This is a genomic window from Pantoea sp. EKM21T (assembly GCF_011800405.1).
Classification (GTDB): domain Bacteria; phylum Pseudomonadota; class Gammaproteobacteria; order Enterobacterales; family Enterobacteriaceae; genus Pantoea; species Pantoea agglomerans.
In genome coordinates, this window is the sequence record NZ_JAALFV010000004.1 from 454,526 (window position 1) to 479,706 (window position 25,181).

Consider the following 25,181-nt stretch of genomic DNA (forward strand, 5'->3'; position numbering starts at 1 on the left):
TTCAGACCAGTCGGATTATGGTTTACCATGTAGTGAGTGAAGCCTGAGCCTGCATGACCTTGCCCGGCAAAGGCACCGCTCTCGCACCAGCAGCCAGGCGCCGATGAAGAAAGGCATCCAGCGAACGGGAAGCCTGATGACTTTCTGTTCATCAGTTTAGTGAACGCAATGAACGGATATGAAATTTGAATAACGACCGCGTACAGCCCACTTTCCTCTTTCACGATTACGAGACCTTCGGCACCAGCCCCTCTCGTGATCGGCCAGCCCAGTTTGCCGGCCTGCGCACCGACAGTGAGTTTAATCCGGTCGGCGAACCCGAAGTGTTCTACTGCCGTCCGCCTGATGACTATCTGCCACAACCCGAAGCGGTGATGATCACCGGCATTACCCCGCAGATAGCAATGAGTCGCGGCGTGATCGAAGCTGAGTTCGCTGAACGCATCCACGCGTTGTTCACCACAGAGCAAACCTGTGTGGTGGGCTACAACAACGTGCGTTTCGATGATGAAGTGACGCGCAATATCTTCTATCGCAACTTTTACGATCCCTATGGCTGGGCCTGGCAAAACGGCAACTCACGCTGGGACCTGCTCGACGTGATGCGTGCCTGCTACGCGTTACGGCCAGAAGGGATCAACTGGCCGGAGAATGAAGAAGGTTTTCCCAGCTTCCGACTGGAGCATCTGACCAAAGTAAACGGCGTCTCCCATGAAAATGCGCACGATGCCATGTCCGACGTTTACGCCACGCTGGCGATGGCGAAGCTGGTGAAGGAGAAGCAGCCAAAACTGTTTGAGTTTTTGTTTACCCATCGTAACAAAAACAAGCTGATGAACCTGATTGATATCCCGCAGATGAAACCGCTGGTTCATGTCTCCGGCATGTTCGGTGCCGCGCGCGGTAACACCAGTTGGATCGTACCGCTGGCCTGGCATCCCGATAACCGCAATGCGCTGATTGTGGTGGATCTGGCGGGCGACATGTCACCGCTGCTGCAAATGGATGCCGACACGCTGCGTGAGCGTCTTTACACGCCGAAAAACGATCTCGGCGATCTGCCTGCGGTGCCGGTCAAACTGGTGCATATCAATAAGTGTCCGGTGCTGGCGCCTGCCAGTACGCTGCGGCCGGAAGATGCGGCCCGGCTGAATATTGATCGTCAGCACTGCCTGGCGAATCTGGCGCTGCTGCGTCAGCAGCCCGACGTGCGGGAAAAACTGGTCACGCTATTTGCCGAAGCGGAGCCGTTTGCACCGTCAGATGATGTGGACACACAACTCTATGATGGCTTCTTCAGTGATGCCGACCGGGCGGGGATGAATATTATCCGTCAGACCGCGCCCGCGAATCTGCCTGCGCTGGACCTGAGCTTTGAGAGTGCACGGGTAGCGAAACTGCTGTTCCGCTACCGGGCGCGTAACTTCCCCGGCACGCTGGACGATGCCGAGCAGCAACGCTGGTTGCAGCACCGTCGTGACGTGCTTAATGCCGATCGGGTGCAGGCGTTTATGCAGGAACTGGAAGCTCTGGCGAATCTGCATGAAGCGGATGCAGAAAAGGTTGGGCAGCTTAAAGCGCTCTATCTCTATGCGCAGGAGTTGGTTTCCTGAAGCACTAAGAGTCTGACCCGGTATCGCCTGCCGGGTCAGACTTTCTGATGCTGCTTAATCAGAGCACGGTCCACGCCAGCCAGGTCAGCGCAAAGCCGCTCAGCCCCATTAGCGTTGTCAGCACCGTCCAGGTGCGTAAACCGTCGGCCACCGAAAGTCCCAGATAACGGGTCACCACCCAGAATCCCGCATCATTGACATGCGACAATCCCAGACCACCAAAACAGGCCGCCAGGGTGACCAGTACCCGTTGCATATCCGTCACGCCGGTCACCGCCTGGGTCAGCAAACCGCTGGTGGTCAGGATCGCCACCGTGGCGGAACCCTGTGATGCACGCAGCGCCAGCGACAGGATAAACGCCGCGGGCACCAGCGGCAGATGCAGCGTTTCAAGCGTGACCGCCAGCGCTTTACCCACGCCCGACTCCACCAGCACTTTGCCGAATGCACCACCGGCCCCGGCCACCAGAATCACGCTGGCTGAGGTGGGAATGGCCCGGCCGGTCAGATCTTCCAGCTTATCTTTGCTCCAGCCACGCCTTACGCCCAGCAGCCAGGCCGCAAGCCCTAAGGCAATCAGCAGGGCAATCGGCGGTGTGCCGATCACGGTCATCACACTACGCAGCAGACTCCCTTCAGCCAGCAGTGTGTGTGACAGAGTTCCCAGCACGATCAATACAATCGGGACCACAATCAGGCCGCTGATGGTGAGCGCACCGGGTGGTGCCGGTTCATTCTTCTTTTCCTGCCCTTCCGGCCTGGCCATCTGCAACTGTTCCAGCACCTCCACCGACAGAGGGTAGTGGCGACGGTTCATGAATTTCGCTACGTAGTAGCCGATGATCCCGACCGGCACGGAAATCGCGATTCCCAGTATCATCAGCCATCCCATGTCGGTGTGCAGGATCCCGGCTGCCGCCGCTGCGCCCGGATGGGTCGGCAATGCCACATGTACCGTCAGCATCACGCCCGCCATCGGCAGGCCAAACTTCAGCGGCGAGACCCGCGCCACTTTGGTAAAGCCATAAATCAGCGGAATAACAATGATAAAACCGACTTCAAAAAATACCGGGATGCCAAGGATAAAGGCCGCCATGGTCAATGCCGCAACGGTACGCTTCAGCCCCAGCGTTTTACTGAAACGCTGCGCCAGCGACTCGGCACCGCCCGAGGCTTCAATGATCGCCCCGAGCATGGCACCAAGCACGATGATGATGGTGATGTGACCAAGCAGGCCGCCCATCCCGGTGATAATCGTCTCCATGATTTTTTCAGCCGGAATGCCGGTGGCGATGGCCACCAGCAGACTGACAATTAACAGGGCGACAAAGGGATGAACTTTGGCTTTGATGACCAGCAGCAGCAGGATCACGATGCTGGCGGTCGCTATGGCTAACAGCAGTGCGGTGGACATAGTAAACCTCAGAAATTGTTATATTTTTTAGGTTATCGGCGTACAGAATAAACAGGTGCAGGGTCAGAAAAAGGACGAAAAAATCTCAACCGGTGCCGAAACACCGGTTTTTTTAGCCCGTTAAATCAGGTTTTTCTCGCCCAGGGCGCAAACCAGCCAAGGCCCGCAGTAGTGTTGCCGCGCGGGATATATTCGCAGCCCACCCAGCCGGAATAGCCGACCTCATCCAGCAGTGAGTAGAGATAGGGGTAGTTGATTTCACCCTCATCCGGTTCATGACGATCCGGTGCCGAAGCAATCTGCACGTGCCGATAGCGTCCGGCATAGTGGCGAATCAGATGGCTGAGGTTGCCATCCACCCGTTGCGCATGGAACAGGTCGAGCTGAGTGAAGACATTGGGTCGATCGATCTGTTCGACCATCTCCAGCGTCTGATACTGGCTGGCATAAAGATAGTTGGGTTTGGTGGTGGGATTAAGCGCCTCAATCAGCAGGATGATGCCGTGCGGCGCAAAGCGCTCAGCGGCATAACGCATATTGCTGATAAAGGTCTCAACGTAGCGCTGACGATCAGCGTCGGGCGGCACCGTCGCCGCCATGATGTGCACCTGCGGGCAGTTCAGCGCCAGCGCATAGCTCAGGGCGCGATCGATATCCGCCTTTGCTTCCGCTTCCCGTCCGGGGATGGCCGAAACGCCCCACTCACCCACTGCGACGTTGCCGGGTGCGGTATTGAACAGCACCAGTTGCAGCTGGTTATCATCAAGCCACTGCTTGATCTGCGTGGCGGGATAGTCATAAGGAAACAGAAATTCGACGGCGGTGAAACCGGCTTCTGCCGCTGCAGCGAAGCGTTCAGCAAACGGCAATTCAGTAAACTGCGTCGAAAGGTTAGCAGCAAACTTCGGCATTATCGGCTCCTTAATTCTGCCACTTCGGCATCATTGAGATAACGGATCGGGCGGTCGCCCAGGGTAAAGATCAGCCGGGCGGTCTCCTCCAGCTCTTCAGTGTTGTCTGCCGCTTCCTGCAACGATTTCCCCACTACCACCGGGCCATGATTCGCCAGCAGGAAGGCACGGTAACGTGGAGCCAGCGCCGCGAGATCCTCGGCCAGTCGCCCATCACCCGGCTTGTAGTAAGGCACAACCGGCACATCACCGACACGCATCACCACATAGGGGGTAAACGGACGGATGCAGTTGTCCGTGTCCAGCCCCTGTAAACAGGAGAGCGCCGTCAGGTAGTGGCTATGCAGATGCACTACCGCCCTGCAGTCGGGATTATTCAGATAGAGCGCGCGGTGAAACGCAATCTCTTTGGAGGGTTTATCGCCCGAGAGCCATTCGCCGTCAGGCGTGACTTTGGCCAGCCGGTCACCCTGTAATTCACCCAGGCATGAACCGGTGGGAGTCGCCAGCAGATTGCCATCCTCCAGCAACATTGAGAGGTTGCCCGCCGAGCCGGTGGCATAGCCGCGCAGAAAGAACGAAGCGCCAAGACGCACCATCTCGTCACGCGCCTGCTGTTCTGTTAAAGAGAAAGATTCAGACATCAGTAAACTCCGTTTGCGCGCGGCGGAAGAAATCTTCATCGCCAAAATTGCCCGATTTCAGTGCCAGAGAGAGCGGCTGATGAATGTCGCGCACCCAGGGCACGCCGGGCGAAATCGTCGGGCCGATGTGAAAGGCCGTCACACCCAGGCTCTGTGCGACCACGCCGGAGGTTTCGCCACCCGCCACGATAAAGCGCTGCCATCCGCGCCGTTTCAGCTCGCGGGTGACGGCAGCAAACAGTTGCTCAACCGCTACGCTGCTGCGCTGAGCACCATAACGCTGTTGAATCGCCTGCAATTGTTGCGCGTCAGCGGTGGCAAACAGCAGGGGTGCCAGCGTCTGATCGCTGTTCGCTTCCACCCAGTCGCATAACTGCCTGGCATAAGCCACGGCATCTTCCAGACAGCGTTCAGTCTCAACTTCGCAGGCCGGTGCCAGCTGGCGGTACGCGGCGACCTGACGATTGGTCATCTGTGAACAGGAACCGGAAAGCACCACGGCGCGATCGCCCTGCGGACGGCCTGCCTGCTCCGCTTTTGCATCACTCTCAGCCGTTGCCCACTGCCGTGCCAGACCGATGGCCAGCCCGGAACCGCCGGTGACCAGGCGCAGATCGCTCAGTGCTTCGCCCAGGGTCAACAGATGTTCCTGATGCAGGGCGTCAGTTACGACGTAGTTGATCCCCTGCACCGCCAGCTGACCCAGCGCCTGCCGTACTGACTCAGCGCCCTGATCGACCTGTGCCGCAGCGATCAGCCCGGCTTTGCCCGTCGCCTGTGATGTCATCAGGCGCAGCAGGTTACTGTCGTGCATCGGTGTGACCGGATGATGCCGCATACCGGAATCTGACAGCAGCTGATCGCCGACAAACAGGTAGCCCTGATAAACGGTGCGGCCATTCACCGGCAGCGCCGGACAGATTACCGTCTGCGTTTCACCCAGCGCCTGCAGCAGAGCGTCGGTTACCGGACCGATATTGCCCTGCGCGGTGCTGTCGAAGGTGGAACAATATTTGAAGTAGAAACGCTCACAGCCTTGCTTCTGCAGCCATGCCAGCGCAGCCAGCGACTGAGCAACCGCCTGGTCTGCCGGACAGGAGCGGCTCTTCAGGCTGACAACAATCGCCTGCGCCTCTGTGATTTCCTCGCTGTCAGGAATGCCGTTGAACTGAATGGTGGTCAGCCCGTTCTGCACCAGAAAACTGGCGATGTCAGTCGCACCGGTAAAATCGTCCGCTATCACGCCAAGCCGCATCAGATTTTCTCCTCTGCCTGCGGCAGCGTGATGCCGCTGAAGATTTTAATTACTGCACTGTCATCTTCCCGGCCGTAACCGGCGTTGCTGGCTTCGGTGAACATATTGAGGGCGGTTGAGGCCAGCGGCAGCGGGAAGTGCAAGGATTTCGCGGTATCGGCCACCAGGTTGAGATCTTTCACAAAGATATCGACCGCCGATTTCGGGCTGTAGTCGCCATCCACCACATGCCGCATGCGGTTTTCGAACATCCATGAATTGCCTGCGGCGTTGGTGACCACTTCATACATGGTTTCCAGCGGGATGCCGGCACGCGCCGCCAGCGCCATCGCTTCTGCCCCGACCGCGATGTGAACACCTGCCAGCAGCTGATGGATAATTTTGACGGTTGATCCGAGGCCGATCTCACTGCCCACGCGATACACTTTGGCTGCCACGGCATCCAGTACAGATTGCAGTTGCGTAAAGGCCGCTTCACTGCCGGACGCCATCACCGTCATCTCACCGCTGGCCGCTTTAGCGGCACCGCCGGAGACCGGTGCATCCAGCATCAGCAGCTGATATTGCGCCAGCTGTTGTTCAATCTGCTGCGCATCCCGGGCGGACAATGTGGATGAGACCATGACCACGGTGCCGGGACGCAGTTTTGCGGCCAGGCCCTCTTCACCGAACAGAATGGCGTTAACCTGCTGCGCATTTACCACCAGCAGCAAAACGGCATCAAGCTGGTCTGCAAAGGCGGATGCTGAAGGCTGCGCATCACGCGCGCCTGCCTGGCGTAAGTTCTCAAGCGCGGCGGGATTCAAATCGACACCCCAGGTATTGAGACCGGCACGCAGGCAGGATTTCGCGGCACCCATGCCCATGGAACCTAACCCGATAACGCAGATATTTTCAGCTGGCACGATACGCCTCCACTGTTAATTTAAGTGATTATTTGTTTGTTACTGTTAATCCTGCCAGTTTACTGCCGGCAAAAATGTGTTGCCGCTCCCAAAAAAATATTCCCGATGTGAACCAGAACAATTTTTAACATTACCAGATTGGTAGCACCGGCACTGCCGCAGTGCAGTTACCGCCGCCGTTGCCGGGATTGCCGCTGTTATTATTTGTTCTGGTTAACCGGCAGATACTTTATAATGTGAAAAAATGGTAATCATCAGGGAGCCGATATGATTCCGGTTGAACGTCATCAACAGATTCTTGCGCTGGTGGCCGATCGTGTCGTGGTGAGCATTGCAGAACTCACTGAACGGCTGGGTGTGTCACACATGACCATACGCCGTGATGTGCAGAAACTGGAGGAGCAAGGGGCCGTGCTGTCGGTCTCCGGCGGCGTGCGCTCAGCCGACCGGCTGGCGGCTGAGCCGTCACATCTGACGAAAAGCGCCCTCTACAACGAAGAGAAGCGCGCAATTGGTCGCACCGCCGCCCGACAGATCCCACGTAACAGCTGCATCTACCTGGATGCCGGAACCACGACGTTAGCGCTGGCAAGAGAAGTGGTGGATCGCGATGATTTGCTGGTGGTGACCAATGATTTTATGGTGGCGAATCTGCTGATGGAGGCCAGTCAGTGCCGGGTTATTCACACGGGCGGCACCGTTTGCCGGGAGAACCGCTCCTGTGTCGGGGAGTCGGCGGCACGCAGCCTGCGTCATCTGGCCATTGATATTGCCTTTATTTCCGCCTCCTGCTGGGGGCCGCGTGGCTTGTTTACGCCGGATGAAGATAAAGTGATGGTGAAGCAGGCGGTGAGTGAGGTGAGCAGTAAGCGGGTATTGCTGAGTGACAGTTCGAAGTACAACAGGATCGCGACGTTTCTGGCTTTACCGCTGGAGAGCTTTGATCGGGTAGTGACAGATACGCATCTGAGTGAGTCGGCGCGGGAGTTGTTAAGTGCGGGGAGCTGTGAACTGGTACTGGCTGGTTAAGCTGTCGCCGCCTTCCCTGAGACCGGGAAGGCGGCAACGTGAGCGTAATTAAACTTCTTCGCTGAACTGCGGCACCGGATTACGGAAGCTGCGGGTTACGAACGCCAGGTAGATAATCCCGATGGCGGCCCAGATCAGGCCCAGCTCCATAGAACTCTCTTCCAGGTTCACCCACAGCGCTCCCACCGTCAGCGCGCCAAGCAGCGGCAGCAGCAGATACTGAACGTGATCTTTCAGCGTGCGGTTACGCTTCTCACGGACCCAGAACTGCGCAATCACCGACAGGTTAACGAAGGTAAACGCCACCAGCGCACCAAAGTTAATCAGCGCGGTTGCGGTCACCAGGTCGAAGTTAATCGCCATCAGCGCAATCGCACCCACCAGCAGCACGTTGAGCGACGGGGTACGCCATTTCGGATGGATGTAACCGAAGAAACGCTCCGGGAACACACCATCACGGCCCATCACATACATCAGACGCGAGACGCCAGCGTGCGCCGCCATACCGGATGCCAGCACCGTGACCACCGAGAAGATCAGGATGCCGACCTGCAACGCTTTACCGGCCACGAACAGCATGATTTCAGGCTGCGATGAGTCCGGATGCTGGAAGCGTGTGATGTCCGGGAAGTAGAGCTGCAGGAAGTAAGATGCCGCGATAAAGATCACACCACCAATCAGCGCGGTCAGGAAAATAGCGCGCGGAATGGTGCGTTCTGCATCTTTGGTCTCTTCGGACAGCGAACTGATGCCATCAAAGCCGAGGAACGAGAAGCAGAGTATCGTCGCACCGGTAATCATCGGCACCACATGCGCATTCTCAGACCAGAATGGACGGCTGCTCACCAGCGTGCCGGAACCCACGCCGCTTGCCACACCGTAGATTACCATCGCGGTAATCCCGACCATGACAACCACCTGCAGCACCACAATCACACTGTTGAAGTTGGCGACGGTTTTGATGCCCTTGAGGTTAGAGAGCGTCATAAACCCGACCAGCAACACCACAAAAATCCACGACGGAATGCCCGGCACCAGCGATTCGAAATAGTTTTTAGCCAGCAGGATGTTGATCATCGGCATGAACAGGTAGTCCAGCAGTGATGACCAGCCGACCATAAAGCCGACGTGCGGACTGATCGCCTTCTGAGCGTAGGTATAAGCGGAGCCCGCAGAGGGGAAGCGGCGTACCAGCTTACCGTAACTCACGGCAGTGAACAGAATCGCAATCAGCGCGAAAGCATAAGCGGTGGCGACGTGACCTTCGGTCAGCCCGGAAACGATGCCAAAGGTATCGAACAGGGTCATAGGCTGCATGTAGGCTAAGCCCATCATGACGACCGGAAGTAACGTGAGTGTTTTTTTGAGTTGCGCACGCTGCGGTGCGGCGGAGGTATTAAGCGACATGCTTCAGTCCCCCATGTGCGACAACCTGGCTGGGCTGGGTCACAGGGCAACTGCGCATTAAGCGACAGGGAGTAAGGTTAGCGGTTAACGCGGCGCCGTAGTCATCACGAAAACGCGTACCAGCGTTGGCTGGCAGAGTGTAAAACATCCCCATCTTTTAATCCTCAATCTCACGCTTATGCGTGTTTTCAGTGTTTATCTATCCGGGTGCGTGCCCGGCCTCGGTTAAGTCAGCAAAAAACGCTCTAATAAAACTGGATGCAAAAAAATAACCGGCGCGGTTAGCGTCGGTTATCATCTGATTTTGCAGGCCGCGTATTCTGCCCTAACCCGTGGCAGGAATACAAGCCATCGGGGCATCTTATGCAAAAAAAAGCGCGTCAGATGACAGGTAAAAAAACCTGTCAGGCATTTTTCAGCATCCAGTCGATCTCGGTCGACGTAATCAGCCGTTCAAACTGCATCAGTTCATGATGCTTACAGCTGTGCCAGACACTGGCAAAGCGTTCGCCCAGTAACTTCTGCAGCGGATAGCTGTTGTCAAACTCATACAGCGCATCGCTCTGGCGGATCGGCAGTGCCAGACCCTCGGCATGGTGACCGTTGCCGGTGACCGGATGGGGCAACGGCAACTGGGTATCCAGCCCATGCAGCATCCCCGCAAGAATAGCCGACACCACCAGGTAGGGATTAGCATCCGCGCCCGCAACCCGGTACTCAATACGATGATTGTCGATATCCCCGCACGGCACCCGCAGCGCAACGGTCCGGTTGTTATGGCCCCACGATGCCTGCAACGGCACATAGGCGTCCGGAACAAAACGGCGATAGGCATTCACATTGGGTGCCAGCAGCGCCATTGAGGCGGGCATCAGATCGATCATCCCGGCCAGCGCCCGTTTCATCAGCGGCGAATCACTGCCGTCATCGCAGGCGAAGGCGTTGTGATCGGCGGCATCCAGCATGCTGATATGCACATGCATGCCGCTGCCCGCATACTCCTCATAGGGCTTCGCCATAAACGTGGCGGTCATACCGTGATTTTCTGCCACCTGACGAATCAGGCGTTTCAGCTGCACCGCATGGTCACAGGCCCGCAGCACGTCGCGGGTATGATGCAGGTTAATTTCAAACTGTCCGGGCGAGGCTTCCGCCAGCGCACCATCGGCCGGGATGTCCTGCTGACGGGCCAGATCGTCGATGTCACGCAGCACATCGGCGAAGTGATCGAGGTTATCTACCGAGTAGACCTGGCTCTGCATATTGCGTTCATCACTGCCGGGCGAACACGGCGGCTGGATAAAGCCTTCCGCATCGCGCTTTTTGTCCACCAGATAGAACTCCAGCTCTACCGCTACCACCGGGAACAGACCTCGGTTACGCAGCTGTTGCCACAGCCGGTTAAGGACATTTCGGGGTTCAACGTCAAAGGGAGTGCCATCTTGGTTGCACATGGTTAACAGCAGTTGCGCAATGTGCTGAGGGTCAGACGCGGAGGGAACTAAAGTACCGGTGACGGGCAGGCAGAGATTATCGGGTTCGCCCAGTGACTGGCCGAGTCCCGCTTCTTCTACTGTGTTGCCGAGGATATCCATGGCAAACACCGAGGCGGGGAAATAACACCCTTTTTCCAGCTTAGGCAGCGCAGAGACCGGAATGCGCTTGCCGCGGAACACACCATTTAAATCATTTAACAGGATGTCGACATACTGCGTGTCAGGATGGCGCTCCAGCCAGGTTTTCACCTCAAGCTGGAACGCGCTGGTTCGTTTCTCTTCACTGTGAAGCGTGAAGTCTTCCACTTCTACCAGGTTAGTCATGATCTCACCCGCCCCTATTAGGTTTGCGTAATGCTCAAAATAACAGCCACACCACTAACATAGCGCCAACATAAAAAGTGTGCAAATGTAACAAATCTGTTTGAAGAACAAACAGCAGATTGCTAGATTGAAAAAATATTGCACACTTAACCGCCAGACGTGCCCTTTCGGTAGATATTTCGAACAGCGATGCGAGGACGTGAGATGGGCATTATTTTTGACAAGCCGTTGATCGGCGTAGTGATGTGCCAGAAGGATCTGGGCGGCCATCCGAGCCAGACGGTTCACAATAAGTATACCGATGCGGTTGTCCTTGCGGGTGGCGTACCGCTGGCCCTGCCCCACAGTCTGATGAAAGCGCCTCATCTATTAGAAAACGCTATGGCTGTTCTGGATGGCCTGCTGCTGACCGGCAGCCCCAGCAATATCGAACCCTGGCATTATGGCGAGGCGGGCGAAGAGCCGCATGCCGATCCGGGCCGTGACCATCTCGCCTTTCAGCTGATCACCTGGGTCACCAGCCACAAGATGCCGATGTTCGGGATCTGCCGTGGGCTGCAGGAGCTGGTGGTGGCAAATGGCGGTGCGCTGTGGCGGGAGCTCAGCGGGCAGCCGCCGTTTCAGCGTCATCATGAAGATGAGACGCAGCCGCTGGAGCAGCAGTATGCGCCGACGCATCCAATCACTATCGAACCCGACGGCCTGCTGGCGACGCTGCTGGACAGCAACAGTCCGCTGGCGGTCAATTCACTGCATCATCAGGGGGTACGCGAACCGGGCCCGCAATTGCGCGTTGAAGCGCGCGCGCCGGATGGCCTGATTGAGGCGGTGAGTCTGCGCCATCATCCCTTCGCCCTGGCGGTGCAGTGGCATCCCGAGTGGCAGCCGGAACACACGGCGGGATCGCAGGCGCTCTTCAGCGGCTTTATTCAGGCCGCCATTCGTTATCACAAGGAAAAAGAAAATGAGTGATGCCACGCTGGCGCCGGGACGACGGCTGGCGCAGATCCGGCAGACACTGGGGCTGTCGCAACGCCGTGTCGCCGAACTGGCCGGACTGACCCATAGCGCCATCAGCACCATTGAGCAGGATAAGGTCAGCCCGGCGGTCAGCACCCTGCAAAAGCTGCTGAAAGTCTATGGGCTCTCGCTATCAGAGTTCTTCTCGGAACCCAAACCGGACGCGGAACCTAAGGTCATTGTCCGCGCCAGCGACCTGCTGGAGATTGGCAGTCAGGGGGTTTCGCTGAAGCTTATCGACAATGGCCGTACACAGCGCACGCTGGGCATGCTGCTGGAAACTTATCAACCCGGTGCCAGCACTGGCGAGAAGCTGCGTCATCCGGGCGAAGAGACCGGCACGCTGCTGGAAGGAGAGATTACGCTGGTCATCAACGGAGAGCACTATCATCTCTCCGCCGGAGAGAGCTACGTCATTGATACGGGCTTACCACACAGTTTCACCAACCGTGCTGAAATCCCCTGCCGCATTGTCAGTGCCCATACGCCAGCCAACTTTTAGGCGTTTCCGGAGGTTGTTATGAATTACGTGGAGAGTTATTACGCAGCGACCGCCAATCCGCATGCGCCCTGGCCGACATTACAGGAGAGCATTCAGTGTGACGTCTGCATTATTGGTGGCGGTTTCACCGGTCTTTCGGCGGCGCTGCATCTGACCGAGGTAGGCTATGACGTGGTCGTGCTGGAAGCGGCGCGGGTCGGCTTTGGTGCCAGCGGGCGTAACGGCGGTCAGGTGGTGAACTCCTACAGCCGCGACGTGGATGTGATTGAGCAGCGCTACGGTAAAGAGAGCGCCCGTATGCTGGGCAGCATGATGTTTGAAGGCGCTGAAATCATCCGCGATCGCATTAAGCGGTACGCGATTGACTGCGATTACCGGCCTGGCGGCGTTTTTGCGGCCCTGAATGCGCGCCAGATGGCACATCTGCGAAAACAGAAAGCGTTATGGCAGCAGTATGGGAATCATGATCTGGAACTACTGGATGAGCGAGCCATCCGCCGTGAAGTCGCCACCGAACGCTACGTTGGCGGGCTGCTGGATCGGCGCGGCGGCCATCTGCATCCGCTGAACCTGGCGCTGGGGGAAGCGGAGGCGATCCGTCGACATGGCGGACGCATCTATGAACAGTCCGCGGCGACCAGTGTGGTTTATGGCACACCAAACCGGGTAAAAACCGCCCAGGGCGAGGTCAGCGCGACCTTTGTGATCTTCGCCGGGAATGCCTATCTGGCCCCGCAGCTGGAACCGCGACTGAGCAGGAAAAGCATGCCGTGCGGATCGCAGATTGTGGCAACCGAACCGCTGTCAACCGACCAGGCGTTGTCGCTGATGCCGAACAACTACTGTGTGGAAGATTGTAACTATCTGCTGGATTACTTCCGTCTGACCGCGGATAACCGGCTGCTCTATGGCGGCGGCGTGGTTTATGGCGCACGGGAACCGGCCGATATTGAAGCGTTGATCCGGCCCAAGCTGCGCCGCACTTTCCCGCAGTTGCAGAACGTGAAGCTGGACTTCAGCTGGAGCGGCAATTTCCTCCTGACGCTGTCGCGCATGCCGCAGTTTGGCCGACTGGAGAAGAATGTCTATTTTATGCAGGGTGACAGCGGTCATGGCGTAACCAGTACGCATCTTTCCGGCAAGCTGATCAGCGAAGTGTTACGCGGCGACGCCGAGCGTTTTGATGCCTTCGCCCGCCTGCCTCACCTGCCGTTTCCCGGTGGGCGACGATTTAAGGTGCCGCTGACGGCGATGGGCGCAGTGTGGTATGCGTTGAGGGATCGGTTAGGGGTGTGAGGCTGAGGGCCAGACCTGGCTGTCTGGCCTGATGAAAACAGGTCTTTCAGCGGGGCACATTCTGCCCTGTTGTTCAACCTCTTTAGTATGTTGTAACTACAGGAAAAGCAGAACTTTCACATGTCAGAGCGGGAGCACTCAGCCCCCGCAACAGCGCCAGCCGCGTATCACTCCAGCGGCATTTTAATCGGATCGTCATAGCGGTACTCAAAACCGAGCTCGCTACAGATGCGGGAACCATCAATCAGCTTGCCGCTATTCTTTTCCTCCTCGGGTGCGAACTGCGGCGGCTGCAGCCCAAGCTGGTGCGTGACCGCAGGATAGAAGGTGTCACGCGAGGGATGTTTCGAGGCACACAGATTATAGACCCGGCCCCCTTTGGGCGACTGCAGTAGCAGCGTGATCGCCTCAACGACATCATCCAGATGCACCAGATTGACGCCCTGCGAGCCATTGGCCACATCCTGCTTACCGGCGAGGAAGCGTCCCGGATGGCGCTTTGGTCCTACCAGACCGGCCAGCCGCACAATATCTACGCTGGTGCCTGGCAGATCGTGCAGCCAGTTCTCCAGTTTAACCAGCGTCTTTCCGGCCACCGTTTCTGCGTCCAGCGGGCTGTTTTCCCGCTTAGCGCCGGCGCTGCTGCCATAGACTGAGGTGGAACTGGTAAAGATAATGCGCGGTACCTTATAAACCAGCGCGGTATCGACCACATTCTGCACCGCCTGCAGATAGGCTTCGCCCCCTTCCGCAGTGCGGCTGGCGGGCAGTGTAACGATCAGCGCATCGACGTTGAATAGCGGCTCAATATCGGCAGCATCACAGAGCAGTTCCGGCGTCAGTTCCAGCTGGAACGCCTCAATGCCGCAGCGGCGTGCCGCGTCTACACCGTCTGGCGTGGTTTTGCTGCCGGTAACCTGCCAGCCTCGCGCCGTTAACGCCGTGGCCAGCGGCATACCCAACCAGCCCAGTCCCACAATCGCGACCTTCTTCATTTTGACTCCTGACGTGAAACATCAACCCTGACTTCACCGTAGTTTGCCCCCGGATTGCAAACCAGAACAACCTGTTTCAGCGCTTTCCGAACCGCCCGTTTAAAAAAGTGTTGCCAAGCGCAGCCATCTTCGCTAGGTTAAACCCCACAAATGAATACTCATTCATCGACGAGATTATTATGACACGCGTTCAGTTCAACCATCATCACCACCATCATCCTGACTAGTCTTTCAGGCGATTGGTGCTGGAAGACTTTCAAGATCTTCCAGTGGTGTGAACGCAAGAGAACCCCCGGAAGATCGTCTTCCGGGGGTTTTTTTATGGGCTGACGTAACCACACATTCAGGACCGAATTAAGAGGACAGGAACCATGTTAGATAACACCCGTTTACGCATAGCTATGCAGAAATCTGGCCGTTTAAGTGATGATTCACGCGAACTGCTGGCGCGCTGCGGCGTTAAAATCAACCTTCAGCAACAGCGCCTGATTGCGTTTGCGGAGAACATGCCGATCGACATCCTGCGCGTGCGCGATGACGATATTCCTGGCCTGGTGATGGATGGTGTGGTCGATTTAGGCATCATCGGCGAGAACGTGCTGGAAGAAGAGCTGCTGTCGCGCCGTGCCCAGGGTGAAGATCCGCGCTACTTTACGCTGCGCCGCCTCGACTTCGGCGGTTGCCGTCTGTCACTGGCGATGGCGACAGATGCCGAGTACACCGGCCCGGAATGCCTGGATAAATCCCGTATCGCCACCTCCTATCCGCACCTGTTAAAACAATACCTCGACAAAAAAGGCGTCAGCTTTAAGACCTGTTTACTGAACGGTTCCGTGGAAGTGGCGACCCGCGCCGGTCTGGCTGACGCCATCTGCGATCTGGTCTCTACCGGTGCTACGCTGGAAGCCAATGGCCTGCGCGAAGTTGAAGTAATCTATCGTTCAAAAGCGGTGCTGATCCAGCGTGACGGCGAGATGCCTGCCGCCAAGCAGGAGCTGATCGACAAGATGATGACCCGTATTCAGGGCGTGATTAAAGCGCGTGAATCGAAGTACATCATGCTGCACGCGCCGAGTGAGCGTCTGGAAGAAGTAATCAGCCTGCTGCCTGGCGCAGAGCGCCCGACCGTGCTGCCGCTGGCAGGCGATGTCAGCCGCGTGGCGATGCACATGGTCAGCAGCGAAACCCTGTTCTGGGAAACCATGGAAAAACTGAAAGCGCTGGGTGCCAGTTCGATTCTGGTGCTGCCTATTGAGAAGATGATGGAGTAAGCCATGGCCTTTTCTACCCCGATTGAGTGGCAGCAGTGCACCCCCGAACAGCAGCAGGCGCTGCTGTTACGTCCTGCTATCGCCGCCTCTGAAAACGTGACGCTGACGGTGCGCGATGTGCTGGAGCAGGTAAAGCTGAACGGTGATGACGCTCTGCGCCAGTTCAGCGCCCGCTTCGACAAAGCGCAGGTGGATAACCTGCGTGTTACCGCGCAGCAAATCGCAGAGGCCAGCTTACGTCTGAGTGACGAGCTGAAGCAGGCGATGGCTGTCGCGGTGGGCAATATCGAAACCTTCCACAACGCGCAGATCCTGCCGCCGGTGGATGTGGAAACCCAGCCAGGCGTACGCTGCCAGCAGATTACCCGTCCGGTAAAATCGGTCGGACTCTATATTCCTGGTGGTTCCGCCCCGCTCTTCTCCACCGTGCTGATGCTGGCGACCCCGGCCCGTATCGCTGGCTGTGGCCGCGTGGTGCTCTGTTCGCCGCCGCCGATTGCCGATGAGATCCTGTATGCCGCCCAGCTGTGCGGCGTAGAAGAGGTGTTCCAGGTAGGCGGCGCGCAGGCCATCGCCGCGATGGCCTTCGGCACCGAAACCGTGCCACGCGTGGATAAGATTTTTGGCCCGGGCAACGCCTGGGTAACAGAAGCGAAACGTCAGGTAAGTCAGCGACTCGATGGCGCGGCGATTGATATGCCAGCGGGTCCTTCTGAAGTGCTGGTGATTGCGGATGAAGGCGCCACGCCCGCGTTTGTCGCGTCTGATTTACTCTCACAGGCAGAGCATGGGCCCGACTCGCAGGTCATTCTGCTGACGCCTTCATTTAAGCTGGCCGAGGCGGTCGCGGTCGCGGTTGAGCAGCAGCTGGCGCAGTTGCCGCGGGCTGCCACAGCGCGTCAGGCGCTGGAAAGCAGCCGCCTGATCGTGGCGCGTGACCTTGAGCAGTGTGTCGCGATCTCTAATCTCTACGGCCCGGAGCACCTGATTCTGCAAACGCGCCAGCCGCGCCATCTGGTGGAGTCGATCACCAGCGCCGGTTCGGTATTTTTAGGCGACTGGTCGCCGGAGTCCGCGGGCGATTACGCCTCTGGCACTAATCACGTGTTACCGACCTACGGTTACACCTCGACCTGTTCCAGCCTGGGCCTGGCCGATTTCCAGAAACGCATGACGGTGCAGGAGCTGACGCCGCAGGGCTTCCTGAACCTGGCCGCCACCATTGAAACCCTGGCCGCCGCCGAGCAGCTGGATGCCCATAAGAATGCCGTCACCCTGCGCGTTGCCGCACTGAAGGAGCAAGCATGAGTCAGGATATTGAGCAGCTGGCGCGCGCCAATGTGCGCGCCCTGACGCCCTATATGTCGGCGCGTCGTCTGGGTGGCAACGGAGATGTCTGGCTCAATGCCAACGAGTTTCCGCTGCCGGTGCCGTTTGAGCTGTCGCAGCAGACGCTGAACCGCTATCCGGAATGTCAGCCTAAACTGGTGATTGAGCGCTACGCTGCTTATGCAGGCTTAACGCCGGAGCAGGTGCTGGTGAGCCGTGGCGCAGATGAAGCCATCGAACTGATCATGCGTGCCTTCTGTGAGCCGGGTCAGGATGCGATTCTGTTCTGTCCACCGACCTATGGCATGTACAGCGTCAGCGCCGAAACCATCGGCATTGAATACCGCACCGTCCCGGCCCTGACCGACTGGCAGCTGAACCTGCCTGCCATTGCAGAGCAGCTGGATGGCGTCAAAGTGGTTTACCTCTGCAGCCCGAACAACCCGACCGGCAACCTGATCAATCAGGACGACATCCGTCAGCTGCTGGCAATGACCGCCGGTAAAGCGCTGGTCGTCGCAGATGAAGCCTACATTGAGTTCTGCCCGCAGGCGACCCTGACCGGCTGGCTGAAGGATTATCCGCATCTGGTGATCCTGCGTACGCTTTCTAAAGCCTTTGCGCTGGCTGGCCTGCGTTGCGGCTTTGCGCTGGCGAATAAGCCGGTCATCGACCTGCTGATGAAGGTGATCGCGCCCTACCCGCTGGCCACACCGGTTGCCGATGTCGCCGGTCAGGCACTGAGCGACCAGGGAATTGCGCTGATGCGTGAGCATGTGGCACAGCTGAATGAGAACCGTAGCTGGCTACAGGCCGAACTGGCTCAGCTGGCCTGCGTTGAGCAGGTTTTCTCCAGTGAAACCAACTATGTGCTGGCGCGCTTTACCAATTCACCAAAAGTCTTCAAAACCTTATGGGATCAGGGCATTATCCTGCGTGATCAGAACAAAAATCCGGGCCTGTCGGGATGCCTGCGCATCTCTATCGGCACGCGTGAAGAGTGCGAACGAGTGATCGCCGCGCTGCAAGCCTTTTCTGTGGAGCAAGCATGAGCCAGAAGACCCTTTTTATTGACCGCGACGGTACGTTAATCTCTGAGCCGCCTGAAGATTATCAGGTGGACCGCATGGATAAGCTGGCGTTTGAGCCAGATGTTATCCCGGCGCTGCTGGCACTGCAGGCCGCCGGTTATCGCCTGGTCATGATCACTAACCAGGATGGTCTTGGCACCCCGGGTTTCCCGCAGGCCGATTTCGATGGCCCGCACAATCTGATGATGCAGATCCTGACCTCGCAGGGCATTGCGTTTGACGATGTGCTGATCTGCCCGCACATGCCGGACGATCACTGCGACTGTCGCAAGCCGAAAACCCGAATGGTGGAAGCCTGGCTGGCCGAAGGCGCGCTGGATACCGCCAACAGCTACGTGATTGGCGATCGCCTGACCGATGTTCAGCTGGCGGAGAACATGGGCATCCAGCCTATCCGCTACGGTGCTGATGGCCAGAACTGGCAGACTATCCAGCAGCGTCTGACCCAGCGTGACCGCCATGCGCTGGTGCAGCGCAACACCAAAGAGACACAGGTGCGGGTAGAACTGTGGCTGGATCGCGAAGGCGGCAGCAAGATTAATACCGGCGTGGGTTTCTTCGACCACATGCTGGACCAGATCGCCGTGCACGGCGGGTTCCGCATGAATATCGAAGTGAAAGGCGATCTCTATATTGACGATCACCACACGGTGGAAGATACCGGTCTGGCACTGGGCGAAGCGCTGCTGAAAGCGCTGGGTGACAAGCGTGGCATTGGCCGTTTTGGCTTTGTGCTGCCGATGGATGAATGTCTGGCGCGCTGCGCGCTGGATATCTCCGGCCGTCCGCACATCGAGTTCAAAGCGGAGTTCAACTATCAGCGCGTGGGCGACCTCAGCACCGAGATGGTCGAGCACTTCTTCAGCTCACTCTCCTACGCCATGATGAGCACCCTGCATCTTAAAACTAAAGGCAAGAATGACCATCACCGCGTCGAGAGTCTGTTTAAAGCCTTTGGCCGTACGCTGCGTCAGGCGATCCGCGTTGAGGGCAATACGCTGCCAAGCTCGAAGGGAGTGCTGTGATGAACGTGGTGATCATGGATACCGGTTGCGCCAACCTGTCGTCGGTGAAATGGGCGATTGAACGTCTGGGCTACACCCCGGAAGTGAGCCGCGACCCCGATGTGGTGCTGCGTGCCGACAAACTGTTTCTGCCCGGCGTCGGCACCGCACAGGCGGCAATGAATCAGCTGGAAGAGCGTGACCTGATCGATCTGGTGAAAGCCTGTACCCAGCCGGTGCTGGGGATCTGCCTGGGTATGCAGCTGCTGGGTCGCGGCAGCGATGAAAACGGCGGCGTGCCGACGCTGGGGATTATCGATGAGCCGGTGTCATTAATGGACACGCACGGCCTGCCGCTGCCGCACATGGGCTGGAATCAGATTACCGCGCAGGCGGGCAATCATCTGTTCCGTGGCATCGACGAAGGCTGCTATTTCTACTTCGTCCACAGCTATGCCATGCCGGTCAACGCCAGCACCATCGCCCAGTGTCACTACGGTGAAGCTTTCACCGCCGCGGTGCAGAAAGATAACTTCTTTGGCGTCCAGTTCCACCCGGAACGCTCGGGCAAAGCGGGCGCGCAGCTGCTGAAAAACTTCCTGGAGATGTAATGATTATCCCCGCGTTAGATTTAATTGACGGCAAAGTGGTTCGTCTGCATCAGGGCGATTATGGACAGCAGCGCGATTACGGCAGCGATCCGCTGCCACGTCTGCAGGATTACGTTCGCCAGGGCGCGACCGTGCTGCATCTGGTGGATTTAACCGGCGCGAAAGATCCGGCGAAACGCCAGATCGCGCTGCTGAAAACCCTGCTGGATGGCGTTGATGTGACGGTGCAGGTCGGTGGCGGCATTCGCAGCCGTGATGATGTGCATGCACTGCTTGAAGCCGGAGCGAGTCGTGTGGTGGTCGGTTCCACGGCGGTGAAACAGCCTGAAGAGGTAAAACGGTGGTTTGCGGAATTTGGCGCAGAGGCGATTGTGCTTGCGTTAGATGTGCGCATTGATGCCAGTAACCGCAAAGAAGTGGCGATCAGTGGCTGGCAGGAAGCGGCGGGTGTCACGCTGGAAGAGGTGATTACCGACTTTCAGCAGGTGGGCCTGAAGCACGTGCTGTGCACCGATATTTCTCGCGACGGCACCCTGAGCGGCTCCAATGTTGCGCTCTATCAGGAAGTGACGGCGCGCTTCCCGACGATTGCTTTTCAGTCCTCGGGTGGCATTGGCGACCTCAATGATATCGCCGCCCTGCGCGGCAGCGGCGTTCAGGGCGTGATTGTTGGACGTGCGCTGCTGGAAGATAAATTCACTGTTTCGGAGGCGATCGCATGCTGGCAAAACGGATAATTCCCTGCCTGGACGTACGTGACGGCCAGGTGGTCAAAGGCGTACAGTTTCGCAATCACGAAATCATCGGCGACATCGTGCCGCTGGCGCAGCGCTATGCCGCCGAAGGTGCCGACGAGCTGGTGTTCTATGATATCACCGCCTCATCCGATGGCCGGGTCGTCGACAAAAGCTGGGTCTCGCGGGTTGCGGAAGTGATCGATATCCCGTTCTGCGTCGCGGGCGGCATTAAAACCCCGGAAGACGCAGCGCGCATTCTGGAGTTTGGCGCAGATAAGATTTCGATTAACTCGCCGGCGCTGGCCGACCCCACGCTGATCACCCGCCTCGCGGACCGTTTTGGCGTGCAGTGTATTGTGGTCGGGATCGATACCTGGTTTGATGAAGCCAGCGGTAAATATCAGGTGAATCAGTATACCGGCGACGAAGCGCGCACCCGCGTGACGCAGTGGGAAACGCTGGAGTGGGTGCAGGAAGTGCAGAAGCTGGGCGCAGGCGAGATCGTGCTGAACATGATGAATCAGGATGGCGTGCGTAACGGCTATGACCTGGTGCAGCTGAAGAAAATGCGTGAAGTCTGCAAGGTCCCCCTCATCGCCTCTGGCGGCGCAGGCACCATGCAGCACTTCCTGGATGCGTTTACCGAAGCTAACGTGGATGGTGCTTTAGCCGCCTCGGTATTCCATAAGCAGATTATTAATATTGGTGAGCTGAAGAGCTTTCTGATCGACAACGGAGTGGAGATTCGCGCGTGCTAACTGAACAACAACAGGCCCTTCTCGACTGGGATAAAACACAGGGCATGATGCCGGTCATTGTCCAGCACTTCGTCTCAGGCGAAGTGCTGATGCATGGCTACATGAACCCGGCCGCGCTGGAGAAAACGCTGGCAGAAAGCAAGGTCACCTTTTTCTCCCGCACCAAAAATCGCTTGTGGACCAAAGGCGAAACCTCCGGCAACTTTTTGCAGGTCGTGAGCATCACGCCTGACTGCGACAATGACACTCTGTTAGTGCTGGCGGATCCTATTGGCCCGACCTGCCATCTGGGCACCACCAGCTGCTTCTCACCGGCGGTCCCTGAATGGACGTTCCTCTATCAGCTTGAGCAGTTGCTGGCCTCGCGTAAAACCGCCGATCCTGAAAGCTCCTACACCGCACGACTCTACGCCAGCGGCACCAAACGCATCGCGCAGAAAGTGGGTGAAGAAGGCGTTGAAACCGCACTGGCCGCCACGGTCAACGATCGGGATGAACTCACCAACGAAGCTTCTGACCTGGTCTATCACCTGATGGTGCTGTTGCAGGATCAGGATCTCGACTTCCGCGCCGTGATCAACAACCTGCGTGACCGCCATAAGTAACTGTGCAATATACTGCTCAGAATTTCGTTTTTTATGCGGATTCTGAGCAGTCTTCAGCTCATTCCTCACGTCCATCCGGCACAATGACGGCAACTCAAACCTCAGGGAGAGAACCGTGACCACCCATGAGAAATTAATCGCCCTGCTCGACCAGCACCAGGCACGCTATCGCCTGATGGAGCATGAGGCGACCGGTAAATGTGAAGCGGTCGCGGCGATACGCGGCACCGAAATCGGCCAGGGTGCTAAAGCGCTGGTCTGTCATGTGAAAGGCAACGGCGTTAAACAGCATGTACTGGCGGTTTTACCTGCCGATCATCAGGCCGATCTGGGCAAAGTCGCGGCCGCGGTCGGAGGAAGACGCGCCTCACTCGCCAGTCCGGCGGAAACCGATCGGCTGACCGGCTGCGTATTCGGGGCGATTCCGCCGTTCAGCTTTCATCCCGACCTCAGACTGGTTGTTGACCCCGCGCTGTTTGAACGTTATCCGGAGATCGCGTTTAACGCCGGTCTGCTGGAACGTTCAGTGATCCTGAATACCGAAGATTATCGCGCGTTATGCGCGGCTGACGTGGTGAAGATTACGCAGTAATTGCCATCCCGGCAGCCCGGCGATACTCTGCATAATCACTCATCACGACAGAATAAGAGCAAAATCATGAACATTTTCACTCAACGCCTGCGTCAGACGCTGGCTGTGGCGGTTATGGCAGGCTGCGCTTTTGGCGCGCAGGCAAAAATCGAACAGGTGCGTTTCGCGGTCGATCCGACCTATCCGCCATTCGAATCGAAAACGCCACAGGGCAAGCTGGTCGGCTTTGATATTGATCTGGGCAATGCACTTTGTACCCAGATGCAGGCAAAATGTGTCTGGGTTGAAAGCCAGTTTGACGGCATGATCCCGGCCCTTAAAGCACGTAAATTTGATGCCATTCTGTCCGACATGGGCATTACCGAAGAGCGCCTGAAGCAGATTGATTTCACCGCGCCGCTCTATGATACCCACACTCAGCTGATTGCCCGTAAAGGTGCTGGCATACTGCCTGACGTTGAATCCCTGAAAGGAAAAACGGTCGGCGTAGAACAGGGAACGGTTCAGGAGCGCTATGCGCTGGCGAAATGGCAGCCTCACGGTGTGACCGTGGTGCCTTATGGCGATCAGGCACAGGTTGAAAGCGATCTGGTTTCAGGCCGACTGGATGCGGTATTCACCGATGCGGCACAGGCGGCCATCGGCTTCCTGAAGCATCCGCAGGGCAAAGATTTTGAACTGGCTGGCCCGATTATACAGGATCCGATCATCGGCCCCGGTACGGCGATTGGCCTGCGTAAAGGTGATACCGAGCTGAAAACCGCACTGGATAACGCCTTCGTCGAAATCAAAAAGAATGGCACCTTTGACCAGATTCAGAAGCGCTATTTTGCTACGGATATCTCTATCCAGCCTTAACCTCGCGGTCGCCCTTTTTCATCCTCAACGCGATCCGGCACTATACTTTAACTTTTTCAGGACGGCGCGCTGTCGTCCTTTGCCGATTAAAGGACATTAACACGGTATGCATCAACAACATCATCCACTGTTAAGCGCCTCTTTAGGCACCCAGCGTGAAATCATCAGTTTCCATTTCGCGGAAGACAACGAGCGTCAGGTCTACATTCAGGCTGCGCTGCATGGCGACGAACTGCCCGGTATGGCAGTGGCGTGGTTTTTAAAGCAGCGACTACAGGCGCTGGAGTCCGCCGGTCAACTTAAAGCCGCCTTTACCCTGGTACCGGTTGCCAATCCCCTGGCGCTGGGACAGCACTGGCATGGCACCCATCTGGGCCGATTCCATACACTCTCTGGCCAGGACTTCAACCGCCGTTTCCCGTCACTGGGCGCAACCCTGGCGGCCTGGCTGGCTGAGAGTCTGACCCAGAGTGAAACGCAGAATAAAAGCCTGATCCGCGAGGCGATTGATCGCCACTATCGTGATACCGTGCCAAAAACCGAGCTGGATGCGCAACGCCACACGCTGATGCGGATGGCCAGTCAGGCCGATCTGATGATTGACCTGCACTGTGACTGGGAAGCCGTGCCGCACCTGTACACCACGCCGCACGCCTGGCCGGACATTGAACCGCTGGCGCGCTGGTTAGGCAGCGAGGTGCAGCTGCTGGCGCAGATCTCTGGCGGTGAGCCGTTTGATGAAGCCTGTTGCGAACCCTGGCTGACGCTGGCGGAACGGTTTGGCAAAGATTATCCGATGCCACGCGGATTGCTGCCGGTGACGCTGGAGTTGCGTGGCGTGCGTGATGTGTCGCCTGAACAGGCGGAGAAAGACGCGGAGGCGATTATTTCAGCGCTACAGGAAGGCGGTTATATCGGCTACAGCGAGCCTGCGATTTCCGTGGAGGTGGCGGCACCCGTGATTGGCGGCGACGAACTTGTCCCGGCGAGCGCGGGCGGAGACGATATCGTGGCTATCAATGACGGCCCGATTGGTTTAAACGTGCCAGATATCGCTGAAGCACCTGGAGAGGCTGGCGTAATCAAAGAGCGTCACAGCGAAGGATCGGCGGCGGCCTCCCCTGCCCTGAAAAATCCACCTACGCCGTTAGCGGGCTGTGAATATATTCATTCGCCGGTATCCGGACTGATCCTGCATCGTAAACCGCTGGGCGCAAAGATTCGGCCGGGAGAAGTGGTGGCGGAGATTGTTGACCCGATAACTGACCAGATTACGCCGCTGGTGACGGAACATGGCGGTATTCTCTATGCGAGACACTGGGCTAAGTTTGCGACAGCAGGCATGCTGGTTGTGAGGCTGGCAGGTGAGCGAGAGATTCGGAGCGGGGATTTGCTGGTGGTGTAACAAAAGTTAGTTAAAGCATCTATTCATTCCATAGCTCGGCAGCAGTTAAGAGATTTTAACAAAAAAGCTCTTAGTGCTTGCTTATTGTAACAAATTAAATTAAAAAGCC

The 25,181-nt window shown here is 57.5% G+C and carries 25 protein-coding genes and 1 other annotated feature; of the genes, 17 read left to right on the plus strand and 8 right to left on the minus strand.

Annotation, left to right across the window (positions count from 1 at the left end; genetic code table 11):
• Positions 1 to 185 precede the first annotated feature (185 nt).
• The gene (gene sbcB, locus HFD87_RS11070) at positions 186 to 1,613 is read left to right on the plus strand and encodes an exodeoxyribonuclease I (RefSeq protein ID WP_167423423.1); all 1,428 of its coding nucleotides are present in this window, start codon (positions 186 to 188) and stop codon (positions 1,611 to 1,613) included.
• Between the two features lie 58 nt (positions 1,614 to 1,671).
• Here sbcB and HFD87_RS11075 read toward each other — a convergent pair whose 3' ends face one another.
• From HFD87_RS11075 to ltnD, 5 genes are all read right to left on the minus strand, one after another.
• Entirely contained in the window at positions 1,672 to 3,027 is a 1,356-nt protein-coding gene (locus HFD87_RS11075; RefSeq protein WP_022624998.1) for a GntP family transporter, read from the minus strand.
• Between the two features lie 125 nt (positions 3,028 to 3,152).
• Positions 3,153 to 3,938, minus strand: a complete 786-nt coding sequence (locus HFD87_RS11080; RefSeq protein ID WP_167423424.1) for an HPr family phosphocarrier protein — start codon at positions 3,936 to 3,938, stop codon at positions 3,153 to 3,155.
• On the minus strand, positions 3,938 to 4,582 hold the full coding sequence (locus HFD87_RS11085; RefSeq protein ID WP_167423425.1) for an aldolase: 645 nt from the start codon (positions 4,580 to 4,582) through the stop codon (positions 3,938 to 3,940). Before HFD87_RS11085 ends, HFD87_RS11080 begins: the two co-directional genes overlap by 1 nt.
• The gene (gene otnK, locus HFD87_RS11090) at positions 4,575 to 5,837 is read right to left on the minus strand and encodes a 3-oxo-tetronate kinase (protein ID WP_167423426.1); all 1,263 of its coding nucleotides are present in this window, start codon (positions 5,835 to 5,837) and stop codon (positions 4,575 to 4,577) included. Before otnK ends, HFD87_RS11085 begins: the two co-directional genes overlap by 8 nt.
• The gene (gene ltnD, locus HFD87_RS11095) at positions 5,837 to 6,742 is read right to left on the minus strand and encodes an L-threonate dehydrogenase (RefSeq protein ID WP_061703786.1); all 906 of its coding nucleotides are present in this window, start codon (positions 6,740 to 6,742) and stop codon (positions 5,837 to 5,839) included. The genes otnK and ltnD overlap by 1 nt, the downstream gene beginning before the upstream one ends.
• A gap of 267 nt (positions 6,743 to 7,009) precedes the next feature.
• Between ltnD and ygbI the strand changes: the two genes are divergently transcribed.
• Positions 7,010 to 7,771 (plus strand): DNA-binding transcriptional repressor YgbI, encoded by a 762-nt coding sequence (gene ygbI / locus HFD87_RS11100; RefSeq protein ID WP_167423427.1) that lies wholly within the window; start codon positions 7,010 to 7,012, stop codon positions 7,769 to 7,771.
• 48 nt (positions 7,772 to 7,819) lie between these two features.
• On the opposite strand, the gene HFD87_RS11105 is transcribed toward ygbI, so the two are convergent.
• Both HFD87_RS11105 and HFD87_RS11110 read right to left on the minus strand, forming a co-directional pair.
• The gene (locus HFD87_RS11105) at positions 7,820 to 9,178 is read right to left on the minus strand and encodes an APC family permease (protein ID WP_010248042.1); all 1,359 of its coding nucleotides are present in this window, start codon (positions 9,176 to 9,178) and stop codon (positions 7,820 to 7,822) included.
• Positions 9,179 to 9,582: 404 nt separating this feature from the next.
• Entirely contained in the window at positions 9,583 to 11,001 is a 1,419-nt protein-coding gene (locus HFD87_RS11110; RefSeq protein WP_029519623.1) for a glutamine synthetase family protein, read from the minus strand.
• Between the two features lie 201 nt (positions 11,002 to 11,202).
• Between HFD87_RS11110 and puuD the strand changes: the two genes are divergently transcribed.
• Genes puuD through HFD87_RS11125 form a run of 3 tightly spaced genes read left to right on the plus strand, consistent with a single transcriptional unit; the run spans position 11,203 to position 13,816 of the window.
• On the plus strand, positions 11,203 to 11,970 hold the full coding sequence (gene puuD / locus HFD87_RS11115; protein WP_167423428.1) for a gamma-glutamyl-gamma-aminobutyrate hydrolase: 768 nt from the start codon (positions 11,203 to 11,205) through the stop codon (positions 11,968 to 11,970).
• The gene (gene puuR, locus HFD87_RS11120; RefSeq protein ID WP_010248049.1) at positions 11,963 to 12,520 is read left to right on the plus strand and encodes an HTH-type transcriptional regulator PuuR; all 558 of its coding nucleotides are present in this window, start codon (positions 11,963 to 11,965) and stop codon (positions 12,518 to 12,520) included. The genes puuD and puuR overlap by 8 nt, the downstream gene beginning before the upstream one ends.
• An 18-nt stretch (positions 12,521 to 12,538) precedes the next feature.
• Complete coding sequence (locus HFD87_RS11125) at positions 12,539 to 13,816, plus strand: FAD-binding oxidoreductase (RefSeq protein ID WP_010248052.1); 1,278 nt, start codon at positions 12,539 to 12,541, stop codon at positions 13,814 to 13,816.
• A gap of 167 nt (positions 13,817 to 13,983) precedes the next feature.
• On the opposite strand, the gene HFD87_RS11130 is transcribed toward HFD87_RS11125, so the two are convergent.
• The gene (locus HFD87_RS11130) at positions 13,984 to 14,811 is read right to left on the minus strand and encodes an SDR family oxidoreductase (protein WP_033778808.1); all 828 of its coding nucleotides are present in this window, start codon (positions 14,809 to 14,811) and stop codon (positions 13,984 to 13,986) included.
• A gap of 179 nt (positions 14,812 to 14,990) precedes the next feature.
• Between HFD87_RS11130 and hisL the strand changes: the two genes are divergently transcribed.
• From hisL to HFD87_RS11190, 12 genes are all read left to right on the plus strand, one after another.
• A complete protein-coding gene (gene hisL, locus HFD87_RS11135; RefSeq protein WP_100396937.1) occupies positions 14,991 to 15,038 on the plus strand; it encodes a his operon leader peptide in 48 nt (15 codons plus the stop codon).
• Positions 15,014 to 15,134 (plus strand) — a sequence feature (His leader region). It overlaps the preceding gene by 25 nt.
• Before the next feature lie 48 nt (positions 15,135 to 15,182).
• On the plus strand, positions 15,183 to 16,082 hold the full coding sequence (hisG, locus tag HFD87_RS11140; protein ID WP_004571317.1) for an ATP phosphoribosyltransferase: 900 nt from the start codon (positions 15,183 to 15,185) through the stop codon (positions 16,080 to 16,082).
• Positions 16,083 to 16,085: 3 nt separating this feature from the next.
• Complete coding sequence (gene hisD / locus HFD87_RS11145; RefSeq protein ID WP_167423429.1) at positions 16,086 to 17,390, plus strand: histidinol dehydrogenase; 1,305 nt, start codon at positions 16,086 to 16,088, stop codon at positions 17,388 to 17,390.
• Positions 17,387 to 18,463 carry a histidinol-phosphate transaminase gene (gene hisC, locus HFD87_RS11150; protein ID WP_111534025.1) on the plus strand — a complete coding sequence of 359 codons (1,077 nt, stop codon included), beginning with the start codon at positions 17,387 to 17,389 and terminating at the stop codon, positions 18,461 to 18,463. Before hisD ends, hisC begins: the two co-directional genes overlap by 4 nt.
• Complete coding sequence (hisB, locus tag HFD87_RS11155) at positions 18,460 to 19,527, plus strand: bifunctional histidinol-phosphatase/imidazoleglycerol-phosphate dehydratase HisB (protein WP_010670960.1); 1,068 nt, start codon at positions 18,460 to 18,462, stop codon at positions 19,525 to 19,527. The genes hisC and hisB overlap by 4 nt, the downstream gene beginning before the upstream one ends.
• The gene (gene hisH / locus HFD87_RS11160; protein WP_008926061.1) at positions 19,527 to 20,117 is read left to right on the plus strand and encodes an imidazole glycerol phosphate synthase subunit HisH; all 591 of its coding nucleotides are present in this window, start codon (positions 19,527 to 19,529) and stop codon (positions 20,115 to 20,117) included. The genes hisB and hisH overlap by 1 nt, the downstream gene beginning before the upstream one ends.
• Entirely contained in the window at positions 20,117 to 20,854 is a 738-nt protein-coding gene (gene hisA, locus HFD87_RS11165; RefSeq protein ID WP_031591331.1) for a 1-(5-phosphoribosyl)-5-[(5-phosphoribosylamino)methylideneamino]imidazole-4-carboxamide isomerase, read from the plus strand. The genes hisH and hisA overlap by 1 nt, the downstream gene beginning before the upstream one ends.
• Positions 20,836 to 21,612 carry an imidazole glycerol phosphate synthase subunit HisF gene (hisF, locus tag HFD87_RS11170; protein WP_010248068.1) on the plus strand — a complete coding sequence of 259 codons (777 nt, stop codon included), beginning with the start codon at positions 20,836 to 20,838 and terminating at the stop codon, positions 21,610 to 21,612. Before hisA ends, hisF begins: the two co-directional genes overlap by 19 nt.
• The gene (hisIE, locus tag HFD87_RS11175; protein WP_010670963.1) at positions 21,606 to 22,217 is read left to right on the plus strand and encodes a bifunctional phosphoribosyl-AMP cyclohydrolase/phosphoribosyl-ATP diphosphatase HisIE; all 612 of its coding nucleotides are present in this window, start codon (positions 21,606 to 21,608) and stop codon (positions 22,215 to 22,217) included. The genes hisF and hisIE overlap by 7 nt, the downstream gene beginning before the upstream one ends.
• A gap of 115 nt (positions 22,218 to 22,332) precedes the next feature.
• Positions 22,333 to 22,809 carry a YbaK/prolyl-tRNA synthetase associated domain-containing protein gene (locus HFD87_RS11180; RefSeq protein ID WP_167423430.1) on the plus strand — a complete coding sequence of 159 codons (477 nt, stop codon included), beginning with the start codon at positions 22,333 to 22,335 and terminating at the stop codon, positions 22,807 to 22,809.
• 66 nt (positions 22,810 to 22,875) lie between these two features.
• The gene (locus HFD87_RS11185) at positions 22,876 to 23,667 is read left to right on the plus strand and encodes an ABC transporter substrate-binding protein (protein WP_061703778.1); all 792 of its coding nucleotides are present in this window, start codon (positions 22,876 to 22,878) and stop codon (positions 23,665 to 23,667) included.
• Positions 23,668 to 23,773: 106 nt separating this feature from the next.
• Positions 23,774 to 25,072, plus strand: coding sequence for a succinylglutamate desuccinylase/aspartoacylase family protein (locus HFD87_RS11190; protein ID WP_167423431.1), 1,299 nt, complete (start codon positions 23,774 to 23,776; stop codon positions 25,070 to 25,072).
• Positions 25,073 to 25,181 lie beyond the last annotated feature (109 nt).

Excerpts from the sequence above, each read along its gene's own strand:
- ygbI (WP_167423427.1), top strand. The coding sequence starts at position 7,010 with ATGATTCCGGTTGAACGTCATCAACAGATTCTTGCGCTGGTGGCCGAT.
- hisD (WP_167423429.1), top strand. The coding sequence starts at position 16,086 with ATGGCCTTTTCTACCCCGATTGAGTGGCAGCAGTGCACCCCCGAACAG.
- hisG (WP_004571317.1), top strand. The coding sequence starts at position 15,183 with ATGTTAGATAACACCCGTTTACGCATAGCTATGCAGAAATCTGGCCGT.
- hisA (WP_031591331.1), top strand. The coding sequence starts at position 20,117 with ATGATTATCCCCGCGTTAGATTTAATTGACGGCAAAGTGGTTCGTCTG.
- HFD87_RS11085 (WP_167423425.1), bottom strand. The coding sequence starts at position 4,582 with ATGTCTGAATCTTTCTCTTTAACAGAACAGCAGGCGCGTGACGAGATG.
- puuR (WP_010248049.1), top strand. The coding sequence starts at position 11,963 with ATGAGTGATGCCACGCTGGCGCCGGGACGACGGCTGGCGCAGATCCGG.
- hisC (WP_111534025.1), top strand. The coding sequence starts at position 17,387 with ATGAGTCAGGATATTGAGCAGCTGGCGCGCGCCAATGTGCGCGCCCTG.
- HFD87_RS11130 (WP_033778808.1), bottom strand. The coding sequence starts at position 14,811 with ATGAAGAAGGTCGCGATTGTGGGACTGGGCTGGTTGGGTATGCCGCTG.
- HFD87_RS11080 (WP_167423424.1), bottom strand. The coding sequence starts at position 3,938 with ATGCCGAAGTTTGCTGCTAACCTTTCGACGCAGTTTACTGAATTGCCG.
- HFD87_RS11105 (WP_010248042.1), bottom strand. The coding sequence starts at position 9,178 with ATGTCGCTTAATACCTCCGCCGCACCGCAGCGTGCGCAACTCAAAAAA.
- otnK (WP_167423426.1), bottom strand. The coding sequence starts at position 5,837 with ATGCGGCTTGGCGTGATAGCGGACGATTTTACCGGTGCGACTGACATC.
- hisB (WP_010670960.1), top strand. The coding sequence starts at position 18,460 with ATGAGCCAGAAGACCCTTTTTATTGACCGCGACGGTACGTTAATCTCT.
- hisH (WP_008926061.1), top strand. The coding sequence starts at position 19,527 with ATGAACGTGGTGATCATGGATACCGGTTGCGCCAACCTGTCGTCGGTG.
- HFD87_RS11190 (WP_167423431.1), top strand. The coding sequence starts at position 23,774 with ATGCATCAACAACATCATCCACTGTTAAGCGCCTCTTTAGGCACCCAG.
- HFD87_RS11125 (WP_010248052.1), top strand. The coding sequence starts at position 12,539 with ATGAATTACGTGGAGAGTTATTACGCAGCGACCGCCAATCCGCATGCG.
- puuD (WP_167423428.1), top strand. The coding sequence starts at position 11,203 with ATGGGCATTATTTTTGACAAGCCGTTGATCGGCGTAGTGATGTGCCAG.
- HFD87_RS11185 (WP_061703778.1), top strand. The coding sequence starts at position 22,876 with ATGAACATTTTCACTCAACGCCTGCGTCAGACGCTGGCTGTGGCGGTT.
- hisF (WP_010248068.1), top strand. The coding sequence starts at position 20,836 with ATGCTGGCAAAACGGATAATTCCCTGCCTGGACGTACGTGACGGCCAG.
- HFD87_RS11075 (WP_022624998.1), bottom strand. The coding sequence starts at position 3,027 with ATGTCCACCGCACTGCTGTTAGCCATAGCGACCGCCAGCATCGTGATC.